The organism is Plantibacter sp. PA-3-X8 (assembly GCF_003856975.1).
In the GTDB taxonomy this organism is placed as follows: Bacteria; Actinomycetota; Actinomycetes; order Actinomycetales; family Microbacteriaceae; genus Plantibacter; species Plantibacter auratus.
Map to the genome: position 1 here is coordinate 4,004,770 of NZ_CP033107.1, position 24,629 is coordinate 4,029,398.

The 24,629-nt window shown below is 70.6% G+C and carries 22 protein-coding genes and 1 tRNA gene; 6 read left to right on the forward strand and 17 right to left on the reverse strand.

Features of this window, described 5'->3' with window-relative positions:
• Positions 1-70: 70 nt before the first annotated feature.
• From EAO79_RS18650 to EAO79_RS18660, 3 genes are all read left to right on the forward strand, one after another.
• Positions 71-158, forward strand: a tRNA-Ser gene (locus tag EAO79_RS18650).
• A 301-nt stretch (positions 159-459) separates the two neighbouring features.
• Positions 460-903: a MarR family winged helix-turn-helix transcriptional regulator gene (locus EAO79_RS18655; protein WP_124769952.1), complete on the forward strand. Its 444-nt coding sequence runs from the start codon at positions 460-462 to the stop codon at positions 901-903.
• A gap of 232 nt (positions 904-1,135) precedes the next feature.
• A complete protein-coding gene (locus EAO79_RS18660; protein ID WP_124769953.1) occupies positions 1,136-2,650 on the forward strand; it encodes an MATE family efflux transporter in 1,515 nt (504 codons plus the stop codon).
• A gap of 170 nt (positions 2,651-2,820) precedes the next feature.
• On the opposite strand, the gene EAO79_RS18665 is transcribed toward EAO79_RS18660, so the two are convergent.
• Entirely contained in the window at positions 2,821-3,321 is a 501-nt protein-coding gene (locus EAO79_RS18665; protein WP_164486982.1) for a GNAT family N-acetyltransferase, read from the reverse strand.
• A gap of 46 nt (positions 3,322-3,367) precedes the next feature.
• Positions 3,368-3,727: a DUF4406 domain-containing protein gene (locus tag EAO79_RS18670; RefSeq protein WP_124769955.1), complete on the reverse strand. Its 360-nt coding sequence runs from the start codon at positions 3,725-3,727 to the stop codon at positions 3,368-3,370.
• A 56-nt stretch (positions 3,728-3,783) separates the two neighbouring features.
• On the opposite strand from EAO79_RS18670, the gene EAO79_RS18675 reads away from it, so the two are divergent.
• Positions 3,784-4,548, forward strand: a complete 765-nt coding sequence (locus EAO79_RS18675) for a DeoR/GlpR family DNA-binding transcription regulator (protein WP_124769956.1) — start codon at positions 3,784-3,786, stop codon at positions 4,546-4,548.
• On the opposite strand, the gene EAO79_RS18680 is transcribed toward EAO79_RS18675, so the two are convergent.
• The 5 genes from EAO79_RS18680 to EAO79_RS18700 form a co-directional block, all read right to left on the reverse strand.
• Positions 4,533-5,237 carry a glycosyltransferase family 2 protein gene (locus EAO79_RS18680; RefSeq protein WP_241160935.1) on the reverse strand — a complete coding sequence of 235 codons (705 nt, stop codon included), beginning with the start codon at positions 5,235-5,237 and terminating at the stop codon, positions 4,533-4,535. The genes EAO79_RS18675 and EAO79_RS18680 overlap by 16 nt on opposite strands.
• Positions 5,238-5,260: 23 nt before the next feature.
• The gene (locus tag EAO79_RS18685) at positions 5,261-6,718 is read right to left on the reverse strand and encodes a bifunctional PIG-L family deacetylase/class I SAM-dependent methyltransferase (protein ID WP_124769958.1); all 1,458 of its coding nucleotides are present in this window, start codon (positions 6,716-6,718) and stop codon (positions 5,261-5,263) included.
• On the reverse strand, positions 6,718-7,740 hold the full coding sequence (locus tag EAO79_RS18690) for an acyl-CoA/acyl-ACP dehydrogenase (RefSeq protein WP_124769959.1): 1,023 nt from the start codon (positions 7,738-7,740) through the stop codon (positions 6,718-6,720). Before EAO79_RS18690 ends, EAO79_RS18685 begins: the two co-directional genes overlap by 1 nt.
• 328 nt (positions 7,741-8,068) lie before the next feature.
• Positions 8,069-9,079 (reverse strand): 1-aminocyclopropane-1-carboxylate deaminase, encoded by a 1,011-nt coding sequence (locus EAO79_RS18695; protein ID WP_079706802.1) that lies wholly within the window; start codon positions 9,077-9,079, stop codon positions 8,069-8,071.
• A 79-nt stretch (positions 9,080-9,158) separates the two neighbouring features.
• Complete coding sequence (locus EAO79_RS18700) at positions 9,159-9,827, reverse strand: GntR family transcriptional regulator (RefSeq protein WP_124769960.1); 669 nt, start codon at positions 9,825-9,827, stop codon at positions 9,159-9,161.
• A 179-nt stretch (positions 9,828-10,006) separates the two neighbouring features.
• On the opposite strand from EAO79_RS18700, the gene EAO79_RS18705 reads away from it, so the two are divergent.
• Entirely contained in the window at positions 10,007-10,540 is a 534-nt protein-coding gene (locus EAO79_RS18705) for a hypothetical protein (RefSeq protein WP_124769961.1), read from the forward strand.
• A 102-nt stretch (positions 10,541-10,642) separates the two neighbouring features.
• On the opposite strand, the gene EAO79_RS18710 is transcribed toward EAO79_RS18705, so the two are convergent.
• The gene (locus EAO79_RS18710; protein ID WP_124769962.1) at positions 10,643-11,245 is read right to left on the reverse strand and encodes an N-acetyltransferase; all 603 of its coding nucleotides are present in this window, start codon (positions 11,243-11,245) and stop codon (positions 10,643-10,645) included.
• Between the two features lie 251 nt (positions 11,246-11,496).
• Between EAO79_RS18710 and EAO79_RS18715 the strand changes: the two genes are divergently transcribed.
• On the forward strand, positions 11,497-12,372 hold the full coding sequence (locus EAO79_RS18715) for an aminoglycoside phosphotransferase family protein (protein WP_206428258.1): 876 nt from the start codon (positions 11,497-11,499) through the stop codon (positions 12,370-12,372).
• Between the two features lie 139 nt (positions 12,373-12,511).
• Here EAO79_RS18715 and EAO79_RS18720 read toward each other — a convergent pair whose 3' ends face one another.
• The 9 genes from EAO79_RS18720 to EAO79_RS18760 form a co-directional block, all read right to left on the reverse strand.
• A complete protein-coding gene (locus EAO79_RS18720; RefSeq protein WP_124769963.1) occupies positions 12,512-14,533 on the reverse strand; it encodes a helicase HerA-like domain-containing protein in 2,022 nt (673 codons plus the stop codon).
• 67 nt (positions 14,534-14,600) lie between these two features.
• On the reverse strand, positions 14,601-16,112 hold the full coding sequence (locus tag EAO79_RS18725) for a cryptochrome/photolyase family protein (RefSeq protein WP_124769964.1): 1,512 nt from the start codon (positions 16,110-16,112) through the stop codon (positions 14,601-14,603).
• Positions 16,113-16,214: 102 nt separating this feature from the next.
• Positions 16,215-17,378 carry a Gfo/Idh/MocA family protein gene (locus tag EAO79_RS18730; RefSeq protein ID WP_124769965.1) on the reverse strand — a complete coding sequence of 388 codons (1,164 nt, stop codon included), beginning with the start codon at positions 17,376-17,378 and terminating at the stop codon, positions 16,215-16,217.
• Positions 17,378-18,220, reverse strand: a complete 843-nt coding sequence (locus EAO79_RS18735) for a sugar phosphate isomerase/epimerase (RefSeq protein WP_124769966.1) — start codon at positions 18,218-18,220, stop codon at positions 17,378-17,380. The genes EAO79_RS18730 and EAO79_RS18735 overlap by 1 nt, the downstream gene beginning before the upstream one ends.
• 88 nt (positions 18,221-18,308) lie before the next feature.
• Positions 18,309-19,670, reverse strand: coding sequence for an MFS transporter (locus EAO79_RS18740; protein WP_124769967.1), 1,362 nt, complete (start codon positions 19,668-19,670; stop codon positions 18,309-18,311).
• 304 nt (positions 19,671-19,974) lie between these two features.
• Positions 19,975-20,568, reverse strand: a complete 594-nt coding sequence (locus tag EAO79_RS18745; RefSeq protein WP_124769968.1) for a TetR/AcrR family transcriptional regulator — start codon at positions 20,566-20,568, stop codon at positions 19,975-19,977.
• A 210-nt stretch (positions 20,569-20,778) separates the two neighbouring features.
• Positions 20,779-22,287: an alpha-N-arabinofuranosidase gene (locus EAO79_RS18750; RefSeq protein ID WP_124769969.1), complete on the reverse strand. Its 1,509-nt coding sequence runs from the start codon at positions 22,285-22,287 to the stop codon at positions 20,779-20,781.
• Positions 22,288-22,376: 89 nt separating this feature from the next.
• Positions 22,377-23,429, reverse strand: a complete 1,053-nt coding sequence (locus EAO79_RS18755) for a LacI family DNA-binding transcriptional regulator (RefSeq protein ID WP_124769970.1) — start codon at positions 23,427-23,429, stop codon at positions 22,377-22,379.
• Positions 23,430-23,472: 43 nt separating this feature from the next.
• Positions 23,473-24,525: a LacI family DNA-binding transcriptional regulator gene (locus tag EAO79_RS18760; protein ID WP_124769971.1), complete on the reverse strand. Its 1,053-nt coding sequence runs from the start codon at positions 24,523-24,525 to the stop codon at positions 23,473-23,475.
• Between the last annotated feature and the right edge of the window lie 104 nt (positions 24,526-24,629).

Here is a 24,629-nt window from a genome sequence, read left to right on the forward strand (position 1 = left end):
GGGCCGGGTGGCGCGCGGCGGTCCGGGAACCAGGTATGCTGCTATCTGGCCGTTTTTCACAAACAGCCATGGAGAATTCGCCTAGTGGCCTATGGCGCACGCTTGGAAAGCGTGTTGGGTTAACGCCCTCGGGGGTTCGAATCCCCCATTCTCCGCCAGCTTCACAGAACGCCCTTCGCCCACCGCGAGGGGCGTTCTGCGTTTCCAGGGTCAACCCAAGTGACGTATTCCCGTAGTGCCAGCGCGGTGCGCTGACGTGAGCGCGGGTCACACGCGTGAGCGCGGGTCTCCGGAGGGGCGCGCTCAGGGCTACGACCCGCGCCCACGCCGAACTGGTCGGTTTCGTGCCAGCGCACCGCGCTGGCACCGAGTCCGCACATCTCACGTCAGCGCACCGCGCTGAGCGGATCGATCATTCGATGGTTGACAGTTAGAACTCAAAGCGTTAGTGTTCTAACCATGGACGACGAGACACCCACCCTCAGCAGCACACTCGAGCTGGTCCGCTGGATCGGGTGGGCACAGCGCAAGGCCGGCGAGGACTGGATCCGAGCCCGCGAGCTCAGTCACGAACAAGCCTTCGTCCTCGGCCACCTCGTCCGGCATCCAGGATCGAGCCAACGCGACATCGCCGAGGTGAGCCGGACGAGCGCAGCCAGCGTCTCGAGCCTCCTGCAGGGACTCGAACGTCGGGACCTCGTCGAACGCCGCACGGAGGACGGCAACGCACGCACCAAGCGCGTCCACGCCACCCCGCTCGGTACCGACCTCATCGCCGGGTTCGAGACCGCGATGGCCGAGGCCGACGACGTCATCCTCACCCCGTTGGACCGGAGCGAACGCGACACCCTGCACGCTCTGCTCACGAAGCTCACGGCGCACCTGCCACAGCCGACCCGCTGATCACCGCTCGGGGAACCCGGGCTCCCTGACCACGCGCCGAGACCACTCGCCGCGTCACTCACCGACCGCCGAACACGATGGCGACCGCGAACGCCACGACGGCGCTGTCCGTCGCGCCCGAACGCCTGCTGAGCCCGTCCGCTCAGGCCGCGCCGGACGTCCCCCATCACCGAACCTTCGCCGCGCCGGCGCTCATCGTCGCGCCCGGAACCTGCCCGAAACGGAGCCTGCCATGCACCCCGAAGACCACATCGATCCCACAACCGGAACGCCCGTCCCCAGCGGCACCGCACCATCGACGGCCACCGCGCCATCGACCGACACCGCACCCCCGACCGCCGCGGACACGATCGGCAGCAACCGCTGGTACCTCGCGACCGCCCCGATCATCCGGGCGCTGATCCACCTGTGCGTCCCGATGGCAGCGGCCCTGGTCGTCAGCGCCGTCTACAACCTCATCAACGCGGGCGTCGTCGGCTCGCTGCACGACACCACCCTGCTCGCCGCGATCACGCTCGGAGCCCCGATCCTCGGACTGATCATGGCCATCGGCGACCTGTTCGGCGTCGGCGGCGGCGCGCTCATCTCCAGACTCCTGGGCGCCTCCGAACACGACCCGGCACAGGCCGGGGACATCAAACGGGCCGCTTCCTTCTCCGCCTGGGGCGCGTTCCTGACGGGCGCCGTCCTGGGCGGGATCGGCCTCGTGTTCCTCGGCCCACTCGTGTCACTGCTCGGGGCGGACGCGGTCACCGCCCCGGCGACCTCGGCGTTCATCGGTGTCATGCTCGCGTTCGTCCCCGTCATGGCGACCGCGTTCTGTCTGGAACAGCTCGTGCGGGCCGAGGGTGCCGCCCGTCAGGTGATGATCGCCCTCATCGCGTCGGCGGTGGCGAACCTCGTCCTCGATCTCGTCTTCATCCTCGGGTTCGGCTGGGGCGTCGCCGGTGCAGCGCTCGCGATGGGTCTGGCGAACCTCGGTGTCCTCGTCTACTTCGTGGCGTGGTTGCAGCGCAACAGCGAGCACGTCAGCCTGGCACCGCGCTGGTTCACGCTGTCGCCGACCATCCTCAAGCCGGTCCTCGGTGTCGGCGTGAGCACGCTCCTGCAGTCGGGGTTCCTCATCGTCACCGCGCTCGTGTTGAACACGTTGGCCGCGGCCTACGGAGACGCCCCACTCGCGGCCATGGGCGTCGCGGTCCGGATCGCCCAGGTGCCCGAGTTCCTGGTCATGGGCGTCACCTTCGGCGTGCTCCCCCTCCTCGCCTACGCGTTCGGCAAGGGCGACGGCGCACGCCTCCGGTCGGCTCTCCGCGCCTCGGCACTCACGGTCGGTGGGATCTCGGTCCTCTTCGCCGGCGTCGTCTTCGTCCTGCGTGAGCCGATCGTCTCCGCGTTCATCGCCGATCCCGCCGTCCTCGGTCTCGGCGTCACGATCCTCGTCGCCCAGCTCACCGCGATGATCGCCAACGGGTTCACCGGGCTCATCACCTCGCTCTTCCAAGCGACCGGGCGAGCACTCCCCGCGGCGGTCATGGCCGTCACCCAGGGCGTGCTGTTCGTCCCGATCGTCCTCCTCGGCAACCTGTGGTTCGGACTCGGTGGAATCGTCTGGTCGCTCACCGTGACGGAGGTCGTCGTCTTCCTGGTCGGGGTCCTGCTCTGGTTCGGCTCGCGACGTGCCATCGACCGTGGCCTCGCAGCCGGTTCCCCGGAGCGTGCCGACGCCCAACTCGCCGACGCCTGACGGACTGCCAGCGCGGTGCGCTGGCGTGAGCGCGGGTCACACGCGTGAGCGCGGCTCTCCAGAGGGCCGCGCCCACGTCCATGCCCCGCGCTCACGCCGATTGCAGCGATCTCACGTCGGCGCACCGCGCTGGCGAGACCCCGCCTGGTGCGCAGACCGTCCCGGGAGCATCATCCCGCAGGGGCGTCCAGGGGTATCCGCATCACTGCGTTCTCGATGAGCACCCCGCGACGCTCGACCCGCTGCTCGCGGACCACGACGAAGCCGTGGCGCGCGAACACCGGCTGCGCCGTCCGACTCGCCTGCACGGTCACCTCCCGGAGCCCCACCGCTCGGGCTTCGTCGAGCACGTGACGGATGAGCGCGGACCCGACGCCGCGTCGTCCCGCGTCCGGATCGACGAACAGCATGTCGAGGTAGCCGATCTTGACGTCCAGGTCGGTGAATCCGACCACCGAGTCGTCGAGCTCGGCCACCCACGTCGTGACCGCGGCGCGTCGGGCGGCCCAGTCGTCCAGCACGGTGTCTGCCCGGTCCTCCGGCACCCAGGCCGCGAGCTGCTCGGCCGTGTAGTCGGCGGCAGCGGTCACCCGCACCGCGCGCTCGAAGATCGACCTGGTCACCCGCGCATCGGTGTCGCGGTAGCGGCGGATCCGGGCGTCGTCGAGCACGCGCGTCAGCCTAGCCGGAGCGCCGGGATGCCGCGGACAACTGACCTCAGCCCTCGAGGGCCGGGATCTCCGAGAGGTCGGTGTACACGGGGATCCCGCGCTCACGGGCGATCGCGACGTCGGCGTCGGCACCGGACGACTCCCCCGGCAACCGGAGCACGGCGTCGCAGTGCTGGAGCAACCGCCTCGCCGTCTCATACATGACGTCGCCGTCGCCCGACGCGGTGTCGATCCCACGCAGGATCGGCAGCGCGACCCACTCCCCGATCATCGGGACGTGACCGAGCGCGAAGATGGGCGCCGCTGCGGCTTCGAGTCGTTCCAGGTTGCGGGCGATGGCGTCGGGATCACCGCCGGTCCCGGAGCGGTAGGGGCCGGCGATGAGGATGAGGAGTGGCGTTGTCATGTCCAGCACTGTAGCGTTAAGCGTGCACGATCGTGCAAGATCATGAAGGAGCACGCATGTTGAGCGCACAACGACGATCACACCTGCTCGACCTCCTCGACCGAGACGGCCGCATCGTCGCGAAGGACGCCGCCGCTGCGCTCGGACTCTCGGAGGACTCGATCCGCCGAGACCTCCGCGAGCTGGCCGAAGCCGGCCTCTGCGTCCGCGTCTACGGCGGCGCACTCCCGGTCCCCGCGGCCGACCGCCCGTTCCGGGATCGGCTGTCCCTCGGAACGGCGAGCAAGGAGCGCGTCGCCCGCATCGCCGCCGAGCGGATCCGACCGGGCAGCACCATCATCATCGACGCCGGCACCACCGCGCTCGCGCTCGCGCGACTGCTCCCGGACGATCCGACCCTCACCGTCATCACCCCGAGCCCGGCGGTCGCACTCGCCGTGGCGGAGCACTCGCCGGCACGCGTGATCATGATCGGCGGCGAACTCGGACGTCACTCGATGGTCTCGGGCGGCGCCCTCGCCGCGGAGGCCATCCACCGTCTGAGTGCCGACGCCTGCTTCCTCGGCGTCACGGGCTTCCATCCCGAACACGGCCTCACCACCGGCGACCTCGACGACGCCGCGACGAAGCGCGCCCTCGCCGAGCGCAGCACCGACGTCTACGTCCTCGCGAGCGAGGAGAAGGTCGGTGCCGTCTCCCGGTACCCGGTGCTCGACCTCGGCGAGGTCACCGAGGTCATCGTCGATCCACAGACGGATGCACGCGACCCGTCGACACAGGCCGGGGGTTCAGACGCGCTGGACCGTCAGGATCGCGGGTAGGTCTCGGCGAGGAACGCGGCGTAGCCACCCGGGGTCCGGCCACGTCGCCGACCCGAGGTCTCGACGGGCGCATCCAGCGTCGGCACGACCCGGAGACCCGCCGCCCGGGCGCGCTCGACGAGCTCGACGTCCTCGTGCTCGGGCAGCTCACGGAAGCCGCCGAGTTCGTCGAGCCGATCGGCCCGGACACCCAGATTGGCCCCATGCACGTTGCCCGGCAGATGTCCGGGCGGGTGGGTCAGCGACCACCGCTCCACGTCGTCCTCGGAGAAGTCCGTGAAGTCGGGACGGACGGTCCCGAGGAGGACGTCGACACTGTCGTCGAAGGCATCGGCGTGCACGGAGAACCAGTCCTCCGGAACGCGCGAGTCGGCGTCGGTGTTGGCGATCCACCGCGCGGAGACGTCGGCAGCGCCCGATCCCCCAATACCCGATCCCAGTGCGGCCGCGACACCCGCCCGTCGGGCCGCCCCGACACTGCGCTCGTCGATGACGACGGTGACCATCTCGTCAGGATCAAAGCCCGCCAACCGCTCCCGCACGATCCGCGCCGTGTCGTCGCGGCAGTCGTCGAGCACCACGACGATCCCCACCTGCAGCTCGGGACGACGACGCAGCACGGCGGCACGCGCGACGAGTAGCGCGTCGAGGCATGCCCCGATCAGCTCCTCCTCGTCGTGCGCGGGCACGACGGCATCGATCCGTCGCAGCATCAGCCCGTCAGACCGTCCACCGCAGCGATGCTCGCCTCATCGGCAGGCACGAGGACGTCGAGCAGGAAGTCGTCCTCGACGTGCTGGATCGACCGACGGCCGGGCCAGCGTTCGAGCAGGCGGCGATGGACGAACTCGGCCGAGGTCGTGGCGTGGTCGTCCGGGTGCCGCCAGTGACACGCGACGATGCTCCCGCCGGGCGTGAGCGAGCCGACGAGGCGGTCGATCACCCGGTCGAGGTCGGTCGCCGACAGGTAGTAGCCGACCTCCGACATCACCACGAGGTCGAAGGCACCACTCGGCCAGTCGTCCGGGAGCGTGCCGCGTTCGAACCGGGCGGCAGGCACCCGGCGACGGGCGATCTCGAGGGGCGCTTCGGCGATGTCGACACCGAGCACGTCGTCGCTGCGGTCCGCGAGCCGCTCCGTGAGCACGCCCGTCGCGCAGCCGAGTTCGAGCACCGAGCCGTAACGCTGGCGCGGCAGGGCGGCGAGGAGGACCCGACGTTTGCGCTCCTCGTACCAGGAACCGAAGTCCCAGCCGTCGGGGTGATCGCGGTAGTGGTCCTCGAACGACTCCTTCGACCGCGAGGTCGCATCGGCCGTCGCAGCCGTCACGGCATCGGTGCCGGCGGGGTCGGCGTCGGTGTCCGCCGCCGCACCTGCATCCGTGTCGGATCCCGCCGCGAGGTCCAGCGCACGCCCGTTCGGGAACAGCACCTCGAACCGCCGCGCGTAGTGCTGCAGGTGGTGGTGGTCGACGATCGCCTCGTCGCCCGGTGCGTCCGAGAGGGGCTCCGTCTGCGAGGGGTAGGCGTCCATCGCGGCGATCTTCGCCCCGTGCGCCGCCGCGTCGAGCGGGACGATCCGCGCCTCGGCCCACGGCAGGGTCGCGTCGTCGGTGTCGGCCCAGTGCCAGAGCCAGATGGGGAACTCCACGAGCGCGAGGTCGAGCTCGGTCGCGAGGGCCGTGGCGAGTTCGCCCGCGATCCGGTGGTCGCGGTGCCCATCGCCGCGCCAGGGGGCGACGATGAGCGGTCGCGATCCGGCGGTGGCGACGGCTGCACGCAGTCGCCCCGCGATGCCCGCGCGTTCGGCGTCGAGGCCGCCGTCCGGGATGTGCAGGACCTCGTACCCGACCGTCGGGTGGAGACGACCGACGGCATCGATGAACTCGGCCTCCCGGCGCGGGGCGAGTTCCTCGGGCGTGGTGGTCGGTGAGTCGGGGTGCGATCCCTCGCCGAGGGTCACGAGGAGGACCTCGACCGGGATCCCGGCGGCTGCGGCGGCCGCGATCAGCCCGCCGGCTCCGAGTGACTCGTCGTCGGGGTGCGGCGACAGGACGACGACGCCCGTGGCGTGCCGCCAGCCGTCCCAGACGGGCAGGTCGAGCTCGTGCAAGCGGGTCGCCCAGGCGGCTGCCGACGTGCCGGGGTCGCGGTGGTCGAAGGCGGGCATCAGTCAGCCTCCACCAGCATGCGGCCGTAGCGCGCGAGGTCGCGGTCGCCGTGGTCCTGCTGGACGTAGAGCTCGAGGTCGGACATCCGCGCGAGGTAGGCGGGTTCGGAGGTGAGTGGGCCGGGGCCGAGCGCTCCGAGCACCCCGGCGCGGATGGCGTCGACCCGGCCGCGGACCGTCGACCGCACACGCTGGGCGAGGCGCGGGCCTGCCGCGTCGTCAGCGTGGCCGTGCTCGATGGCCTGTGCCGCATCGGCGATCGCCTGCTCGGCGATCGAGAGGTCGATGGCCGCAGCGCCGAGCGTGCGGAGGAGGAGATCGGCGTCGGGTCGGGTGCGCGCCGCGGCGAGCAAGCGGTCGACGAGCGTGACCGCGCCGCCCCACCAGCAGGCGGCGACGCCGATCCCGCCCCAGGAGAAGCCGGGGCGTCGCAGATACCACCCGTCGTCGCCGACCGGTGAAGCGGGGACCCCGTCGAAGCCGACCGGGCCACTTGGGACGAGCGGAAGTCCGCGGGCGAGCCACGCGCTGTCGTCGGTCGCGACCCCGGGGTCGGTGAGTGCGACGGCGAACAGTCGCCGCTCCCCCGGCGCGGTGTGGGCGGTGACGAGGGCGTCGCTCAGGTGGGACGCGAGGGAGCACCACGGCTTGGTACCGGTCAGCTGCCAGGCGTCGTCGACCAGGGTCGCGTCGAGACGCAGCCCGGGCGCCTCGGCCGCGAACACCCCCCAGGTGGAGACGGCCGGCGGTTCGAGGTCGGCCTGATGCAGGATGGCGAGTGCGTCGAGGTGCGGTTCGACGACCCGTGCGAGTGTGACGTCGACCGCGGCGATCGCGCCGAGTCCCGCGAAGACCCGCCCGGCGGTGTGCTGCTCGAGCGGACCGACGAGTCGCACGGCTGTGGAGGTGAACGCCAGACGCGACTCGATACTCGCCAACGCACCTGACGCCGCGTCGTGCAGGGCGCCGAGGTCGAGGGAGTTGCCGCTGGTGGGCCAGGCGGTGGACTGCAGACGGATCATGCGATCCGCGTCTGGTGTCGGGGTTCCATCGGTGCGCGCATGCGACCTCCTCGCGTCGTGGAGGTCCAAGTCTCGCACCGCAGCTCGCGACCGCCCGCCCCTGGACCACGACCATCGACCCTGGTAGTGCGTCAGCGCGGTGCGCTGGCGCGAGCGCGGGTCAGCGACGTGGGCGCGGGTCTCCGGAGGGGCGCGCTCGGTCGACTGACCCGCGCTCACACCGGTTCCCTCGGGTTCGCGTCAGCGCACCGCGCTGGCGCCGGTTTCCGACACCTCAGCTCAGCGCACCGCGCCGGCACCCCGCTCGGGCGGGACACCGGGCACGGACTCAGTCGCGGAAGAGGGCGCTGTACGCGTTGATCGCCGGCTGCCCACCGAGGTGTGCATAGAGGACGTTGCTGGACGCCGGGATGTCACCGCTCGTCACGAGGTCGATGAGTCCCGCCATCGACTTCCCCTCGTAGACCGGGTCGATGATGACGCCCTCGAGCCGACCGGTCAGTCGGATCGCCTCCATCGTCGACTCGACCGGGATCCCGTAGAGGTCGCCGGCCCACCCCTCCAACACCGTGATCTCGTCGTCGCGGAGCTCGCGTTCGAGGCCGATGAGCTCCGCCGTGTTGCGGGCGATGCGCGCGACCTGGTCGCGGGTCTCCTGGATCTTCGCCGACGCGTCGATGCCGATCACCCGGCGCGGTCGGTCCTGGCCGGCGAACCCGGCGATCATGCCGGCGTGCGTGGACCCGGTGACGCTGCAGACGACGATCGTGTCGAAGAACACGCCGAGTTCACGCTCCTGCTGCTCGACCTCGGCGGCCCAGTTCGCGAAGCCGAGACCACCGAGCCGGTGGTCCGACGCCCCGGCCGGGATCGCGTACGGGGTGCCGCCGCGTTCGCGCACGTCGTCGAGGGCACGTTCCCAGCTCGACTTGAAGCCGATGCCGAAGCCCGCTGGATCGAGACGGACCTCGGCCCCCATGATCCGCGACAGCATGATGTTGCCGACCCGGTCGTTCACGGAGTCGGGCCAGTCCACCCAGTTCTCCTGCACGAGGACGGCCTGCATCCCGAGCTTCGCCGCGACCGCCGCGACCTGACGCGTGTGGTTGGACTGGTAGCCGCCGATCGACACGAGCGTGTCGGCACCCTGCGCGATCGCGTCGGGGATGAGGTACTCCAGCTTGCGGGTCTTGTTGCCGCCATAGGCGAGACCGCTGTTGACGTCCTCGCGCTTGGCCCAGATCGTCGCGCCACCGAGGTGGGCGGTGAGGCGGTTGAGTTCGTGGACGGGACTCGGTCCGAAGGTGAGCGGGTAGCGGGAGAAGTCGCTGAGGGACATGTGGTGGCTCCTGGGTCTCGGTGGTGCGGCTGAGTGGTGGCGATCGGTGCCGGGGAACGGGTCGGGTGGTGGGCGCTGCTCAGTCCTCGTCGAGGTGGGCGAGGACGAGGTCGGCGAGGGTCGTCCAGTTGCCTCGGACGAGCGTGGCCGCCGCGTCGACGTCCCCCTCCGCACAGCGCTCGATGACGGCGTCGTGCTGCGCGATCGACCCGCGTGCGGCGACCGAGGAGAACCGCAGCCGTTCGATCCGGCGCAGCAACGGCGTGACCGCCTCGAGCGCATCACGGATGAACGGATTCCCGGCGACCTCCACGGCCACGGCATGGAAGGCGTCGTCCGCTGCGAGCGCGGCATCGGCGTCGTCACGTTGCAGCGCGGCTGCGAAGTCACGGTTCGCCGCGCGCATGCGATCGAGGTCGGCCGCGCTCAGGTGCGGCACCGCCTCACGGACGGCGAGTTCGTGCATGGCGGCGGCGACCGCCTGAGCCTGCAACGTCGCCCGGCTGTCGAGCGGGGCGACGACGGTCGACCGTCCGGGTTTCGCAATGACGAGCCCACTCCGGGCGAGACGCAGGACGGCCTCGCGGATGGGCGTGCGGCTCACGCCGAGCCAGCGTTCGAGTTCGGTGTCGACGAGTTTCTCGCCCGGGGTGAACGTCCCGTCGACGATCGCGTTGCGGAGCGACTGATAGACGTCGTCGCGGAGGAGCGCTCGGCGCTGCGGGTTGGCTTGAGCGGGAGCGGGCATGCAATATATTGCACATCGCGGGACGGAGAAGTCAAGCGTATCGGCGCAACCGGTCGGACCGGCTCGAAGAGTGGGGTATTCGTCCTACTTGTCCCCCAGATGGCGGATTGTCCACCCACTGAAAGCAGGCCACGATGATCTGCGGGGGTGAGTGCGTGGTGCGACGGGGTGATGAACCGGTGACGGTCAGACCGCATCCGCGCGTGCTCTGGAGCGCCGTTCTGAGCGCCGCAATCGTCGTCCTCCCCGTGTGGGGCGTCTCACTCTGGCTCGTCGGCCCGACCCAGAGCATCGAGCGCACGTGGGTCATCACGCTCGGCATCATCGGCATGGTCGTGCTGATCGGCGTCGCCGTCCTGTCTCGACGCCAACGGATCGTCGTGTGTCGTGACGGGTTCATCGAGCAGCCCATCGTCGGGCGGCAACGGTTCGTTCCGCGGGCGGCGATCGGCCGCAGCCTGCTCTTCGAGTTCCGAGGTCGGGGGCTGCAAGCGAGCTCGCAGTTCTTCGTCTGTGACTCGGAGAACCGCCCACTCCTGCGCATGCGGAGCAACCGATGGAGCACGGACAGCATCGCGGCCGTCGTCGCCGCTTACGACGGCCCGGTGGAGCGACCTCGCCAGCCGGTCTCGCTCGACGACCTCCGCGAGGACCACCCCGACCTGCTCACCCCGCTCGAGCGTCTGCGCTGGGCGCGCGCCGAACTGCTCTAGCCGAACTGTTCTCGCTGAGTCTGACTGCCCCGGCCACCGCGATGGAGCGCGAGGGTACCGGCGTTCCGAGCGGGATCCGGCTCGGGTCGGATACCGGCCGGGTCAGAGCGCCTTCGCGTACCAGTGGGCCCCGGGGTCGCCGTCCACCCGGGTGAAGCCCGTCCGCTGGTAGAACTGCTGCGCCCCGGTGTTCGAGACGCCGACGCCGAGGTGCACGCCCGGGACACCGCGCTCCGCGAGGAGCTCGCAGAACGCGTCGATGAGCCGTCTGCCGACACCCATCCCCTGCGTCTCCGGCAGCAGGTCGATGTGCAGATGCGCCGGGTACTGCGCCAGGAGTTCCGGGGCCAGACCGCCACGGTCGGTCGCGGATCGGACGATGCCGCGTTCGCCCTCCGACGCGGCACCAGAGGCCGCGGCCGCCGCGTACTTCCCCTCGACGGTCGGCCACCAGCGCTCGACGAACCAGCGGTCGAAGGCGGTCGTGTCCGCCGTGCCCAGGATGTACCCGATCGGGCCCGTGCCGGCGTCGACGAGCAGCGCCAACTCGGGCTCGTGCTCGACGTAGGGCAAGGCGTAGATGTCGGGCAGGAGGTCGTCCGTGCTGAATTGCCCGGTCGCGTCCGCGCCCGAGTCACCCGTCCGGGTGCAGATCGCCGCCACGGCGGCGCGGTCGGACGGTCGGTACGCGCGGATCTCGGTCACCGCGCCAGCCTAACCGGCGTTCCCCGGTCCCAGAGCCCCACCCTCCAAGTCCCTGAAGCCCATCCTCCCCGGCCTGAAGCCCGCCCTCCCCGGTCCCTGAGCCTGTCGAAGGGCGGTGTCCACCCGTGGGCCCTTCGACAAGCTCAGGGACCGATCGAGGCGCGACCCAGCAACCGCCCCGGGGACCGACCGAGGGACCGCCGAGGCGCGACCGAGGCACCGGTCTGACCGGGTTGCCTAGGCTGAGTCCCGTGACATGGCGACCAGGGGGCATCGACGCGGCCGTCGAGCAGTGGCGGCTCGTGCCCGACGGCGAGCTCATCGTGACGCCGTCGAGCCGGCTGCTCCCCGTGACGCACCACGGTCGACCGGCGATGCTCAAGGCGCCGCTCGTCCACGAGGAGGCGCTCGGCGGTCAGCTGCTCGCGGCGTGGGACGGCGCCGGGTGTGCAGCGGTGTTCGCTGGCGATGACCACGCGATCGTCCTGGAACGCGCGACGGGCGGCCGTGATCTCGCCTCACTGACCCGCGCAGGTGACGACCTCGGAGCCGTCGCGATCCTGTGCTCCGTGCTCGACACCCTGCACGCGGCGATCCCCACCCCGGCGCCGACCGATGCCGACGGTGTCATCGCCGAGCTCCCGACGCTCCGCCGGTGGTTCAGCGAGCTACTCGCCGACGATGCATCCGCCATGGGCGCCCTCCTCAGCGATCCGGCGAGCGCCGCGTTCCTCGAGCGTGGGCGGGAGCTCGCCGGTCGACTGCTCGACACCACGACCCCCGCCGACGTCGTCGTGCTCCACGGGGACCTCCACCACATGAACGTGCTCGAGTTCGCACCCGGTGACTGGCGGGCGATCGACCCCAAAGGGATCATCGGCCACCGCGCCTTCGACGCCGCAGCGCTGTTCAGCAACCCCGATCCCGCGACAGCGCAGGACCCGCGGCTGTTCGCCGAGCGCGTCGAGCTCGTGAGTCGATCGCTCGGCCTGTCGCGAACCGCGCTCCTCAAGTGGGTGGTCGCGCGCTCCGCGCTGTCCGCCGTGTGGTCGCTGCAGGACGGGCTGCTCGACGACGCCCGGGCCACCGTCGAGCTCGGTCGCCTCGCCGAGGACGGCCTCCGGTAGGTTCGCGCCCTTCGACAAGCTCAGGGACCGGGAAACCGCTCAAGGGACCGGGAAACCGCTCAAGGGACCGGGAAACCGCTCAAGGGAACGGGGAACCGCTCAGGGGAACGGGACACCGCTTGAAGACCGGCGCAGCAGCTCAGCGGCGGCGACGCGTCCCGAATATGCCCTCGACGACACCGGTGAGGATCGAACGTGTCGCCTTCGACCCGAGGATCTCCTCGAGCGGACTCTTCGACAACGTCGACGACGATCTCGTCGACGTCCGGCGGGTCGTGCCCGCGGTCTTCCGGAGCAACCGTTCGTACTCGGCGTCGGCCTGCTTCTGTGCTGCGGCCTGGGCCTTGTCGGCGGCGGCCTGCTGCTTCGCGAGTTCCGCCGCGATGCGCTGCCGCTCGAGTTCGGCCTCGGCGGCGAGCGCGGCCTGGTTGGCCTCCTCGAGCTTCGCCGTCAGGATCTCCCTCGCCGACTCACGGTCGACGGGCGTTCCGTACCGCGCGAGTAACGGTGACGCCGCGATCGCCGCGTCGATCGCGGTGTCGGCACTGGGCGACATGAGTCCCTGCGGTGCCCGCAGTCTCGTCCACGCGACCGGCGACGGCGCCCCTTTCTCGTTCATCACGGTGACGACCGCTTCACCGGTGCCGAGTGAGGTGAGGACCTCGCCGAGCTCGTAACCGGAGGTCGGGTAGGTCGACACCGTCGCTTTGAGCGCCTTCGCGTCGTCCGGGGTGAAGGCGCGGAGGGCGTGCTGGACGCGCGACCCGAGCTGCGCGAGCACCTCGCCCGGGACGTCCTTCGGCGTCTGCGTGACGAAGAAGATGCCGACACCCTTCGACCGGATGAGCCGGACCGTCTGCGTGATCTGCGCGAGGAAGTCCTTCGACGCGTCGCGGAACAGCAGGTGCGCCTCGTCGAAGAAGAACACGAGCTTCGGCTTCTCGGGGTCGCCCACCTCGGGGAGGGTGTTGAAGAGGTCGGCGAGCAACCACATGAGGAACGTCGAGTAGAGGGCCGGCTGGTTCTGGACGCCCGGCACCTCGAGCAGGCTGACGATGCCCTTGCCGCTCGGGTCGAGGCGGATGAAGTCGGCGGTGTCGATCTCGGGTTCGCCGAAGAAGACGTCGGCGCCCTGGTCGGCGAAGGTGATGAGCTCCCGCAGGATCACCCCGACGGTGGCGCCCGACAGCCCGCCGAGCTCCTGGAGCTCACCCTTGCCGTCGTCGCTCGCGAGGTAGGTGAGGACCGCGCGCAGGTCGCTCAGGTCGAGGAGCGGCAGGCCCGCCTTGTCGGCGTAGTGGAAGACGAGACCGAGGCTGGACTCCTGCGTGGCGTTGAGGCCGAGGACCTTGCTCAGCAGCAACGGGCCGAAGGCGGCGATGGTGGCTCGGATCGGGACGCCCTTGCCGACGCCGCCGAGCGCGAAGTACTCCGTCGGGGTGGCGGCCGGCGTCCAGTCCTGACCGATGCCGCGGGTGCGGTCGAGGAGCTTCTCGTTCGACTCCCCCGGGGTCGCGATGCCCGAGAGGTCACCCTTGATGTCCGCGGCGAACACGGGGACGCCGGCGGCCGAGAGCTGCTCGACGAGGCCCTGGAGCGTGCGGGTCTTCCCGGTTCCGGTGGCGCCGGCGACGAGTCCGTGCCGGTTCATGACACTGAGCGGGATGCGGACCTGCACCCCCGGCAGCGGTTCCCCGTTGACCAGGGCACCCATCTCGAGCGCCGGGCCGTGCACGAGGTAGCCGTCGCGGATCTTCAGCACGTCGTCGAGGCCGAGCGGGCCCGGACCGATGGTGTCGGCGCTGAGGTCATCAGTGCTGCTGGCGCCGTCGCCGCTGCTGCTGGGGGCGGTGCTGCTGGTGTCGGCACCGACCGCGACGCCGGTTGGGACATCGGCCGGCACATCGGCTGGGGCCTCGGCGGCCGGCGCGTCACTCGCGGAACCGGACGCCGCCGACTCGACCGGTGACGCCGACGCCGTGGCCCCGCCCGACGCCGTGATCCCGGCCCCGGCGAGCGCCGCTGCCGCCTCGGCCGCCTTCACTTTGGCTGCGGCGAGTGCCGCCTGCGCCTGGGCGGCTTCGAGCTCGGCCTGGGCTTGGGCGGCGGCAGCCTGGAGTGCGGCGATCTGCGGGTCGGATGCTGCATCACTGGGCGTCATGTCCCGAGCCTAGCGACGCGTTCCCCACCGGTCGAGGGGTCGCGCGAGGGCTGGACGACTGCTCCGATCACCACTGTTCGCGGGTGTGCTCCTGGTCGACGACGGCGCGCAGGTCGGACAGTCGGCGCATCCCGGCCAGCGGTTGCGCCATACGGGTGTTGTGCCGGATGCGCGGTTCCACGCGGTCGAGGAAGGCCCAGTACCCGGCGGTGAACGGGCAGGCGTCCTCGCCCAGCCGCACCTTGGGATTGAAGACGCACCCACCGCAGTAGTCGGACATCTTGTCGATGTACGCACCGCCCGAGGCATAGGGCTTCGTCGCGACGATGCCGCCGTCCGCGTGCTGCGACATGCCGATGACGTTCGCGGGCATCACCCAGGGGGTGCCGTCGACGAACATGTCGATGAACCAGTCGTTGAGTGCGACCGGGTCGTACCCGTGCTGCAGGGCCCAGTTGCCGAGCACCATGAGCCGCTGGATGTGATGCGCCCAACCGTGGCGACGCATCCCGTCGATCGTCTCGCGGAGGCAGTTGGACTGGATGGCGGTGGCGTCGAGTTCGCGGAACTGGAGCGGGAGCGGCTCGTGTGCTCCGAGGGCGTTGTGACTCGTCCGGTACGGCTCGCCGAGGTGCCAGTAGAGATGCCAGACGTAGTCGCGCCAGCCGATGATCTGGCGGGTGAAGCCCTCGACACTCGACAGCGGTGCGCGACCGGCGTGGTACTCGGCGACCACGGTCTCGACGGCGTCGCGCGGGTCGAGCAGGCCGAGGTTGAGCGGCGCGCTCAGCAGGGAGTGCGCCATCGTCCAGTCACCGCCGAGCATGGCGTCCTCGAACGGGCCGAAGTCGCCGAGCCTCGTCTCGATGAAGTCCGCGAGCGCCGCCTCCGCCTCGGCCGCCGTGGCCGCGAAGCGTCGGGGCCCGTCATCACCGACCAGCTGGACCAGTCCGTCGCGCTGCCACCGGTCGAGGTCCTCCCGGACCTCCGCGTCGATGTCGTCCTCCTCGGGCCAGAGCGGCTCAGGCAGACCGAGCCGGGCGGCACCCTTCGGCGGCGGGTTCCGGTTGTCGTGGTCGAAGTTCCAGCGGCCACCCTCCGGCTGGTCGCCGCGCATGAGGATCCCGGTCCGCCCCCGCACCGTGCGGTAGAAGTCCTCCAGGAGGAGCCGCTTGCCGTCCCGCGTCGACGCCCAGGCCGCGAAGTCCGGCTCCGACGTCACGAAGCCGCGGCTCGGGAGCACCCGGAGGCCGCGCTCACGGACGAAACGTCGAGCCGTCCACGAGGGTGGGTCGATCACCTCGAGTTCGGCGCCGACCTCGACGACCTCCTCGTAGCGGTCGACCTGGTGGAACTCCGCCCGGTCGCCGAGTTCCGCCGCTCGATGTCGGATGGCCGAGAGGAAGAGGTGCGCCTTCGCCCGGTGCATCGGGCGCTTCGTGAAGGTGGACTTCGATTCGATGAGCAGGATCGGTCCGCCGTCGTCGAACGCCGGGCCGAGCTGGCCGGTGAGAATCCATCGCCGGCGAGGGGCCGCGTCATCGGGGTGCTCGGCGGCGCTCCGGCCGGTGGTGTCCATCGCCTCAGCGTACGTGGGGCGACGGACACCACCGGGGGCTTGCTCAGCCTGCTCCGATGCTGCTCGGTTCTGTACTCCGGTGCCCCGCTCGGCTCACAACGCTCAGAGCGTCGCGGCGAACGGGTCCCAGTCCTCCGCGACGAGCGGGACCGACGCGACCCGGCTCGCCACGTCGACGGTCTGGCCGGACACCACGGACTCGTCGATCGAGACGAGCGTGTCGAGCACGTGGTAGCCGAGGGCGCCCGAGGCGAGCGGTGTGCCGCCGGAACGGATCGCCCGGGCGAGGTCGAGGACCCCGGTCCCACGGCCGGCGAGGACACCCTCGGTCGGCACGACCTCCCACTCCGGGTCCTGCTGCATCCGCTCGATGGGAGCGGCGCGGGTGATCCGCACCTCGCCCGTGAACATGTTCGGGTCGGGGATCACGAGTGTCCCCTCGGTGCCGGTGATCTCGACGACGCCCATCTTCGCGAGCGGTGACTCGAAGCTGAAGACGCTCTGGCTCACGCCGCCGTCCACGAAGCGGGCGATGGCGCTGACGTGCGTCGGCACCTCGACGGCGAACTCGGTGCCGACGCGGTCGCCCTGCTGGATCGTCCGCGTCGCACGCCCACGGGAGCCGGCCGCCGACACCGAGGCGACCGAACCGAACACCTGCACGAGCGTCGTCAGGTAGTACGGCCCCATGTCGAACAGCGGCCCGCCACCCTTCGCGAACAGGAACTCCGGGTTCGGGTGGAAGATGTCCGGGCCGGCGTACTGCATGACGGTCTGGGCGGTGAGCGGCTGACCGATGTCTCCGCGGGCGATGGCGCGACGCGCGGACTGGACGCCCGGGCCGAGCACCGTGTCAGGCGCGATGCCCACGAGGAGTCCTGCGGCGTCGGCCTGCTCGAGGAGCGCGAGCCCGCTCGCACGGTCGACGCTGATCGGCTTCTCCGTCCACACGTGCTTCCCGGCGGCGAGCACCTGCGAGGCGACCTGCGCGTGGACGGCGGGGATCGTGAGGTTCACGACGAGCTCGACGTCCGGGTGCGCGAGGACGTCGTCGGCGGTCCCCCACTCGCCGACGCCCCACTTCTCGGCCTGGGCCTTCGCGCGGTCGACGTCGAGGTCGCCGAGGATCACGACGCGGACGTCGGGGAACGAGGTGAGGTGCTCGAGGTAGGTGTCGCTGATCATGCCGGTGCCGATGAACCCGACGCCGACCGGGCCGCTGCCCTGCGGTGCGCGTGCCGTCGTGCCCTGCGCGGCCGCGGGCATCAGCGGACCACCGCTTCGGTCGAGACGAGCTGTTCGGCGACGAGCGCGTCGACGCTCGCCTGGATACCGTCGAAGATGTCGCCGGCGCCGTAGTGGTCGAACTCGATGATCGCGAACCGCGCCGAGGGCGCTGCGGCGAGGGACTCACGCAGCGGGACCTCGCCCTGCCCGAACGGTCGCTGGTCGAGACCCGTCGGCACGAAGGGGGCGGCGCCCGGTGCGAACGGGTCGGCGGGCAGCAGGCCGTCCTTGACGTGGAGCGCCTGGACGCGGTCGCCGAGGCGGCCGAGCAGCGCGGGGACGTCCTGACCGGCGGTCGCCGCCCAGAACAGGTCGACCTCGAGCGCGACGTCGTCACGCAGCTGGTCGGCGAAGACCTCGAACGCGCTGCGTCCGCCGAACGATGCGACGAACTCCTGGGAGTGGTTGTGGTAGCCGACGCGGAGACCGTGGTCGGCGGCGCGCTCCGCTGCGGCGTTCAGGCGGGCGGCCGTGTCGGCGACGGCGGCTTCGTCGAGCCAGCGGTCGGGGCTCACGAACGCGTCGATGACGATCTCGAGGCCGAGGGCCTTCGCTGCCGCGAACACCTCCTCCTGTGGGGCGACCGGCATGACCTGGTCGCCGAAGCGGATCTCGTCGGAGAGGAGGGTCGCGTGGCCGGTGCGGGCGGCGAGACCGTGGCGGTCGAAGGCCTCGCGGAGCTCGGGCGCGCGGGAGACGAAGTCGAAGGCTTCGACCTCGCGCAGGCCCATGCCGGCGAGCCGGGCGAGGGCGTCGTCGAGGCCCTGGTCGAGGTGCTCCTTGATGCTGTAGAGCTGCACGGAGAGCGCTGGTGCGGTCATGGTGTTGCCGTCCGTTCTGACGCCGTCCTTGGCGTCGCTGGGTGATGGAGTGGAGCTGGTGATCGGGGTGCGAGAGGCGTGACCGGGGTCACCCACGGGTCGCGATCGATCCGGTGATCGTCCCGTCGGCGTTCCGGGTCATGCGGTGTCGGACCGGCAGGATCGTCAGCGCGCCGAGCACGGCGATCACCCCGGCGCCCCAGAACAGGGCCGTGTAGTTGTTGCCGACCGCGCCGAGTCCGAGGAGGAACGCGCCCACCGCGCCGGCGAGCGACTGCGGCAGGGCGTTCGCGATGTTGAGGACGCCGAGGTCCTTCGCCGCGTCGTCCGGGTTCGGCAGGACGTCCACGACGAGAGCGGTGTCCACCGCGACGTACACGCCGTACGCCGCCCCCATGATCGCCTCGACGACGTAGAACATGGGCACCGTCGTGGTGTGGGCGAGCAGGATGAGTCCGACCGCGAACACCGCCGTCGACCCGATGACGAACACCTTGCGGTTGAGCATCCGGTCCGACAGCCAACCGCCGAGCTTCGCGGTGATGACGAGCGCGATCGTGTAGATCAGCACACCCAAGGTCAGGGTGTCGACGGCGCCCTGCTGCGAGAGCCCGACCTCCTCCTGCAGGAAGAACAGGCGGAACGCGACGAAGAGGAACGAGGCGAGCGTCAGCAGGAACCGTGAGAGCCAGACCCAACCGAAGTCCGGGTGCTTGAGCGGGTTCACCCAGAAGGTGAAGAGCAGACCCTTCCATCCGCCGACGTCCGGACGGGTGGTGATCGCGCGGTCGGGCAGGACGAAGCAGTACAGCCACACGGTGATGAGTGCGAAGACGGCCGGAGCGACGAAGAGGAGCAGCATGTCGGTGACGAACCAGCTGGCCACGAAGGCCGCAGCGAGGATGCCGACGTTCTGCATGACGCCGACGTTCGCGGAGACACTCCCGCGCTGTTCCGGCGGGACCTGGTCGGCGATGGTCGCGAGCAGCGGGCCGAGGATGGCGTTGCCGGTGAGTTGTGCGAGGCACCAACCGGCGATGAGGACCGGGACGTTCGGAGCGAACGCGACGATCGTGAGCGAGGCGACGAAGCCGATGGCGCCGAGGAACATCCACGGGCGGCGGCGACCGAAGCGCGAGAGCGTGATGTCGGACAGGCGGCCGATCACCGGGTTCGCGACGAGGGCGAACAGGGCGGCGATGGAGAGGACGTTGCCGTTGACGACCGCCGCCTGGTCACCGGGGACGAGCTGCTGCGTCTTGAGGGCCAGGCTCACGGTGACCGGGGCGAGCAGGGCCACGAACAGGCCGAACTGGGCGAGCGCCATGGTGGTGACGACCCGTTTCGATGCTCGTTCCGTCGGTCCCGACGGGCCGGTGACGAGGCTGACGTATGGGCCGCTCGAGGCACGCTGGCCGGTGGGTTTGGGGCGGCGGGGTGGCTTGGACATCCGAGTTCCTCTCAACGCTGAGCTGCGGACCGGCTCTGGCCCGCGGGTGGTGCTGTCCTGGCAGGACCGGGAAACCGATCACTGCACGGCTTTGAGTATAAGCGCGAAACCCGAGTGGTCAATAGGTTTTCACGAAACCTGTCGGTGTGGCTGCTGCCAGCGCGGTGCGCTGACGCGAGCGCGGCCCAGCCGCGTGAGCGCGGGTCTCCGGAGGGTCGCGCTCACGCGCCCGGGGCGCGCCCACGCCGAATCCCCAGCGCTCGCGTCATCGCACCGCGCCGGGCCCCACGGACCCGCGCTCGGGTCAGCGCACCGCGCCGGCGTCGCCGACGAGGAGAGCCCAGGCGCGCTCGAGGTCACCGGCCATGTCGACGGAGGGGTCGAGCGTCCACTGCACTTGCAGCCCGTCGGCGAGGGCGACCATGACGCGCGCCACGTGCTCGGGATCGATGCCCGCGGCGACCCGCCCGGAAGCCTGGCGATCACGGACGACGTCGGCGATGCTCCGGCGCACCGCCGTGACGTGATCGACGAAGAACCCTCGCACCGGGTGTTCCGCGTCACCGGCGGCGGCCGCCATCGTCAGGTACAGCTCGACGAGCCCAGGGACATCGCTGTTGTGCCGCATGACGGCGACCAGACCCTCGATCGCGTCCTGCGACCCGGCCGCGGCGAACTCCTCGTAGTCGACGGCGTCGCGCTCCCGCAGGATCGCCGCGAACAGGTGCTCCTTGGATTCGAAGTAGTGCATGAGCCCCGGCAGGCTGACGCCGACCTCACGCGCGACCTCACGGAGCGACGTGCCGCGATACCCCTCGCGCGCGAACACCGCGAGCGCGACGCGCAGGATCTCCTCGCGGCGCGCAACGCCTTTCGCGTAGGAGCCCCGTGCCGTCATGTGCCGATTGTAGGGCCGCACGATGTCGGCGGTGCGTGGGATTCCCCCACCCACCGCCGACGCCGAGTCGTGCACAACTCAGGACGGGTCCGGCGCGCCGTCCCGCGATCGCCGCGAGCGCGGCAGACCCGCCGTGATCGTCCTGAGTTGCGAACGCCGAGACCCCTGACTCGCAGACCGGAGCCCGCAGACCGCAGCCCGCTTCCCGACTCAGGCGCCGAGTGCGACCGCCGTCCACGACACGGGCGGGAGCGTGATCGTGAGGGTGCCGTCGGCGAGCGACGCGCTCTCGTTCGCGACGAGGCCGACGCGCTCGCGGTCGTCGATCGTGTTCTTCGCGTAGACGTCCTCGTCGTGGATACCGCTCGCCTCGACGATCGAACCGACACCGAGCGCCGAGACGTCGACGGTCACTGTGATCGCCTCGTCCTGGTGGCGGTTCACGAGGAACACGGCCGCGGTCCCGGCCTCGGCGTCGTACGTCGCGACCGAGTCGACGAGCGGCGCGTCGCCGTGCACCTTCGTGGTGTAGCTGCCGACCTCGATGCGCGGCGAGAGCACGACACCCGAGGCGAGCCGGCTGGTGACCGAGAACGGGAAGAACGTGGTCTGCCGCCAGGCGCCGCCACCCGGCTCGGTCATGATCGGGGCGATGACGTTCACGAGCTGCGCGAGGCTCGCCGACCCGACGCGGTCGCTGTGCTTGAGGAGCGTCATCAGCAGGTTGCCGAACACGACCGCGTCGGCGACCGAGTAGACGTCCTCGATGAGGCGGGGGGCGTAGGCCCACTCCTCGATCGTGCCCTCGATCGCGTTCCACTCGTCGAGGTACCAGACGTTCCACTCGTCGAACGAGAGCTGGATCTGCTTGTCGGAGTGACGCTTGTGCTGGACGTGGTCGGCGGCCGCGACGACCGTCCGGATGAAGTACTCCATGTTGAGGGACGACGCGAGGAACGACCCGAGGTCGCCGTCGCGCTCCTGGTAGTACGCGTGGCAGGAGATGTAGTCCACCGAGTCGAAGCTGTGCTCGAGGACGGTGCGCTCCCAGTCGCCGAAGGTCGGCATCGAGGAGCTCGACGATCCGCAGACGACGAGTTCGAGCTTCGGGTCGACCATCTTCATCGCCGACGCGGTCCGGGCGGCCAGCTTGCCGTAGTCGTCGGCCGACATGGCGCCGACCTGCCACGGCCCGTCCATCTCGTTGCCGAGACACCACATGCTGATGCCGTAGGGCTCTGGTGCGCCGTTCGCGATCCGCTGGTCGGACAGCGCGGTGCCGCTCGGGTGGTTCGTGTACTCGAGGAGGTCGAGCGCTTCGAGCACCCCGCGCGTGCCGAGGTTGACGGCCATCATCATCTCGCTGCCGGTGAGCTTGCACCACTTGGCGAACTCGTCGACGCCGACCTGGTTGGTCTCGAGCGAGTGCCAGGCCAGGTCGCGGCGCACGGGGCGGTGCTCGCGCGGCCCGACGCCGTCCTCCCAGCGGTAGCCGGAGACGAAGTTGCCGCCGGGGTAGCGGATGGTGCTCGTACCGAGCTCCGTGACGAGGTCCACCACATCGCCGCGGAAGCCGTCGGCGTCGGCGGTGGGGTGGCCGGGCTCGTAGATGCCGTCGTAGACGCAGCGGCCCAGGTGTTCCACGAACGAGCCGAAGATCCGGCGGTTGACGGGTGCGACCGTGACGTTCGGGTCGATGGCGATGCGTGCGGTGGTCATTGGGTCCTCTCGGGGACGTCGTCATCCAGGTTTCTACAACGTTGAAGGTAAACGTTGTAGAAGCAGTCTCGTGCGCCGATCGGCGGCTGTCAAGACACGTCTGGAGATGGGGAATCGGCGCCGACGGGCGAGGACGCGGTCGACTCACGTCGCACCAGTTCGAAGTCCGCGTAGACGCGACGGGGTGGCACATCATCGACTCCCCCGGCGATCCGCTCGACGAGCAGCGACACGGCGGTCCGGGCGATCTGCTCCCGCCCCGGCGCGATCGTCGACAGCGACGGCAGGGAGTACCGACCCTCGTCGATGTCGTCGAAGCCGATGACCGCGACCTCATCGGGCATGGCGACGCCTCGTTCGCTCAGGACGCGCATGGCTCCGAGCGCCAGGGCGTCGTTGAACGCGACGATGCCGTCGAACGCGACACCCTCATCGAGCATCGCGCGCATCGCGACCGCTCCGTCGAAGCGACCCCAGACCGGGACCTCGCGGACGAGCGCCGGATCGAACACCATGCCGGCAGCCTCCAGCGCGGCTCGATACCCGGCGAGACGCAGACTGGCCGAACCGACGATGTCGGCGCGGTGCGCTCCGAAGGCGACGATCCGCGTCCGACCGAGCGCGATCAGATGCTCCGTCGCGGCACGCGCTCCCTCGGTGTTGCGCATGGTCACGTGGTCGTTCGGGGCGTTGAAGATGCGCTCACCGAGGAGCACCATCGGGATGGTGACCTCCTCCACGACGGCGAGGTCCTCGTCGCCGAGGTGGAGCGCGCTGTAGAGGACACCGTCGACCGCACGGAGTCGTGCGCCGCGCAAGAGCTCGGCCTCGCGTGCCCGGTCGCCGCCGCTCAGCTCGATCAGCACCGACAGGCCGAGCTGGTCGGCGGCGTGCATGACGGCGTCGGCGAGCTCGGCGAAGTAGGAGTTCCGGAGGTCGGGGATGATCAGGCTGATGACGCCGGAACGACCGGAGCGGAGCCCGCGTGCGGAGAGGTTCGGGCGGTAGCCGAGCTCGGCGATCGCCGCGAGCACCCGCTCCTTGGTGGCCTGCTTGATGTGGGGGTAGTCGTTGACGACGTTCGAGACGGTCTTGGCGGACACCCCGGCGAGCTTCGCCACGTCGTGCAGGGTGGTCGCCATGATCCTCCTCGGCGGCGGCATGCCCGGCCGCCCTGTACGCACTCTACAACGTTGAAGGAGCGCCCCCAGGGCCTTGCCCCCGGGCGGTCAAGGAACCGGTGGACTCCCTCGGGACGACGCGGAAGCCGCTGACGATCGCGCGCGGTGCCTCCGACAGCCCGGGTGCGGCGATCCGCTCGATGAGGAGCTCGACGGCGCGCTCGGCGATCTCCTCCCGGCCGATGTCGACCGTGGACAGGGTCGGGAGGGCATAGCGCGTCTCGTCCAGGTCGTCGAAGCCGATGATCGCGACGTCGTCGGGGATGCGGAGCCCGGCGTCCTGGAGGACGCGCATGGCGCCGAGGGCCATCGCATCGTTGAAGGCGACGACGCCGTCGAACGGCAGGCCCGCGGCGATGACCTCGCGCATCGCGTTCGCCCCGTCGCTGCGGTGCCAGCTGACGACGGTGCTGACGTAGGCGGGATCGGCCGGGATGCCCGCGGCTTCGAGCGCCTCGCGATACCCCTGGAGACGGAGGGCGGCCGGCCCCAGGGTGTCGTGCGGGTCGGTGCCGAGCGCGACGATGCGCCGCCGACCCTGCGCGAGCAGGTGTTCGGTCGCCGCGCGGGCGCCGTCGACGTTGGCCATCGTCACGTGGTCGCGGTCGCCGTCGAACAGTTGCTCACCGAGGATCACCATGGGCCCGTCCGGGAGCAACGCGCTGTCGTCGCGGTCGAGGCTGAGCGGGCTGTAGAGGATACCGTCGACGAGCTGCATGCGCGGCCCGCGGAGGATCTCGAGCTCGACGTCGCGACCGCCGGCCACCTGCTCGATGAGCACCGAGAGCCCGCGCGCACGAGCCTGACGCATGACCGCGTCCGCGAGCTCCGCGAAGTAGGCGTTGCGGAGGTCGGGGATGATGAGGCTGATCACGCCGGACCGGCCTGAGCGGAGACTCCGGGCCGAGAGGTTGGGGCGGTAGCCGAGCTCGGCGATCGCGCGCTCAACCTTGGAGCGGGTCGCGTCGCTCACGTGCGGGTAGTCGTTGACGACGTTCGAGACGGTCTTGATCGAGACGCCCGCGCGTGCGGCGACGTCGTGCATCGTGATCGACACGCGTCTCCTCCCCCGGCCGGCTCCCGGCTGTCAGCAGACTACCGCTCCGCCGGCACGGGGTGTCGTGGCCGCCAGCGCGGTGCGCTGACGCGAGCGCGGGTCTT

Bases quoted from the DNA above. Each gene is read 5' to 3' on its own strand.
- EAO79_RS18655 (WP_124769952.1), top strand. From the start codon at position 460: ATGGACGACGAGACACCCACCCTCAGCAGCACACTCGAGCTGGTCCGC.
- EAO79_RS18660 (WP_124769953.1), top strand. From the start codon at position 1,136: ATGCACCCCGAAGACCACATCGATCCCACAACCGGAACGCCCGTCCCC.
- EAO79_RS18670 (WP_124769955.1), bottom strand. From the start codon at position 3,727: ATGACAACGCCACTCCTCATCCTCATCGCCGGCCCCTACCGCTCCGGG.
- EAO79_RS18675 (WP_124769956.1), top strand. From the start codon at position 3,784: ATGTTGAGCGCACAACGACGATCACACCTGCTCGACCTCCTCGACCGA.
- EAO79_RS18685 (WP_124769958.1), bottom strand. From the start codon at position 6,718: ATGCCCGCCTTCGACCACCGCGACCCCGGCACGTCGGCAGCCGCCTGG.
- EAO79_RS18690 (WP_124769959.1), bottom strand. From the start codon at position 7,740: ATGATCCGTCTGCAGTCCACCGCCTGGCCCACCAGCGGCAACTCCCTC.
- EAO79_RS18695 (WP_079706802.1), bottom strand. From the start codon at position 9,079: ATGTCCCTCAGCGACTTCTCCCGCTACCCGCTCACCTTCGGACCGAGT.
- EAO79_RS18700 (WP_124769960.1), bottom strand. From the start codon at position 9,827: ATGCCCGCTCCCGCTCAAGCCAACCCGCAGCGCCGAGCGCTCCTCCGC.
- EAO79_RS18720 (WP_124769963.1), bottom strand. From the start codon at position 14,533: ATGACGCCCAGTGATGCAGCATCCGACCCGCAGATCGCCGCACTCCAG.
- EAO79_RS18725 (WP_124769964.1), bottom strand. From the start codon at position 16,112: ATGGACACCACCGGCCGGAGCGCCGCCGAGCACCCCGATGACGCGGCC.
- EAO79_RS18730 (WP_124769965.1), bottom strand. From the start codon at position 17,378: ATGCCCGCGGCCGCGCAGGGCACGACGGCACGCGCACCGCAGGGCAGC.
- EAO79_RS18735 (WP_124769966.1), bottom strand. From the start codon at position 18,220: ATGACCGCACCAGCGCTCTCCGTGCAGCTCTACAGCATCAAGGAGCAC.
- EAO79_RS18740 (WP_124769967.1), bottom strand. From the start codon at position 19,670: ATGTCCAAGCCACCCCGCCGCCCCAAACCCACCGGCCAGCGTGCCTCG.
- EAO79_RS18745 (WP_124769968.1), bottom strand. From the start codon at position 20,568: ATGACGGCACGGGGCTCCTACGCGAAAGGCGTTGCGCGCCGCGAGGAG.
- EAO79_RS18750 (WP_124769969.1), bottom strand. From the start codon at position 22,287: ATGACCACCGCACGCATCGCCATCGACCCGAACGTCACGGTCGCACCC.
- EAO79_RS18755 (WP_124769970.1), bottom strand. From the start codon at position 23,429: ATGGCGACCACCCTGCACGACGTGGCGAAGCTCGCCGGGGTGTCCGCC.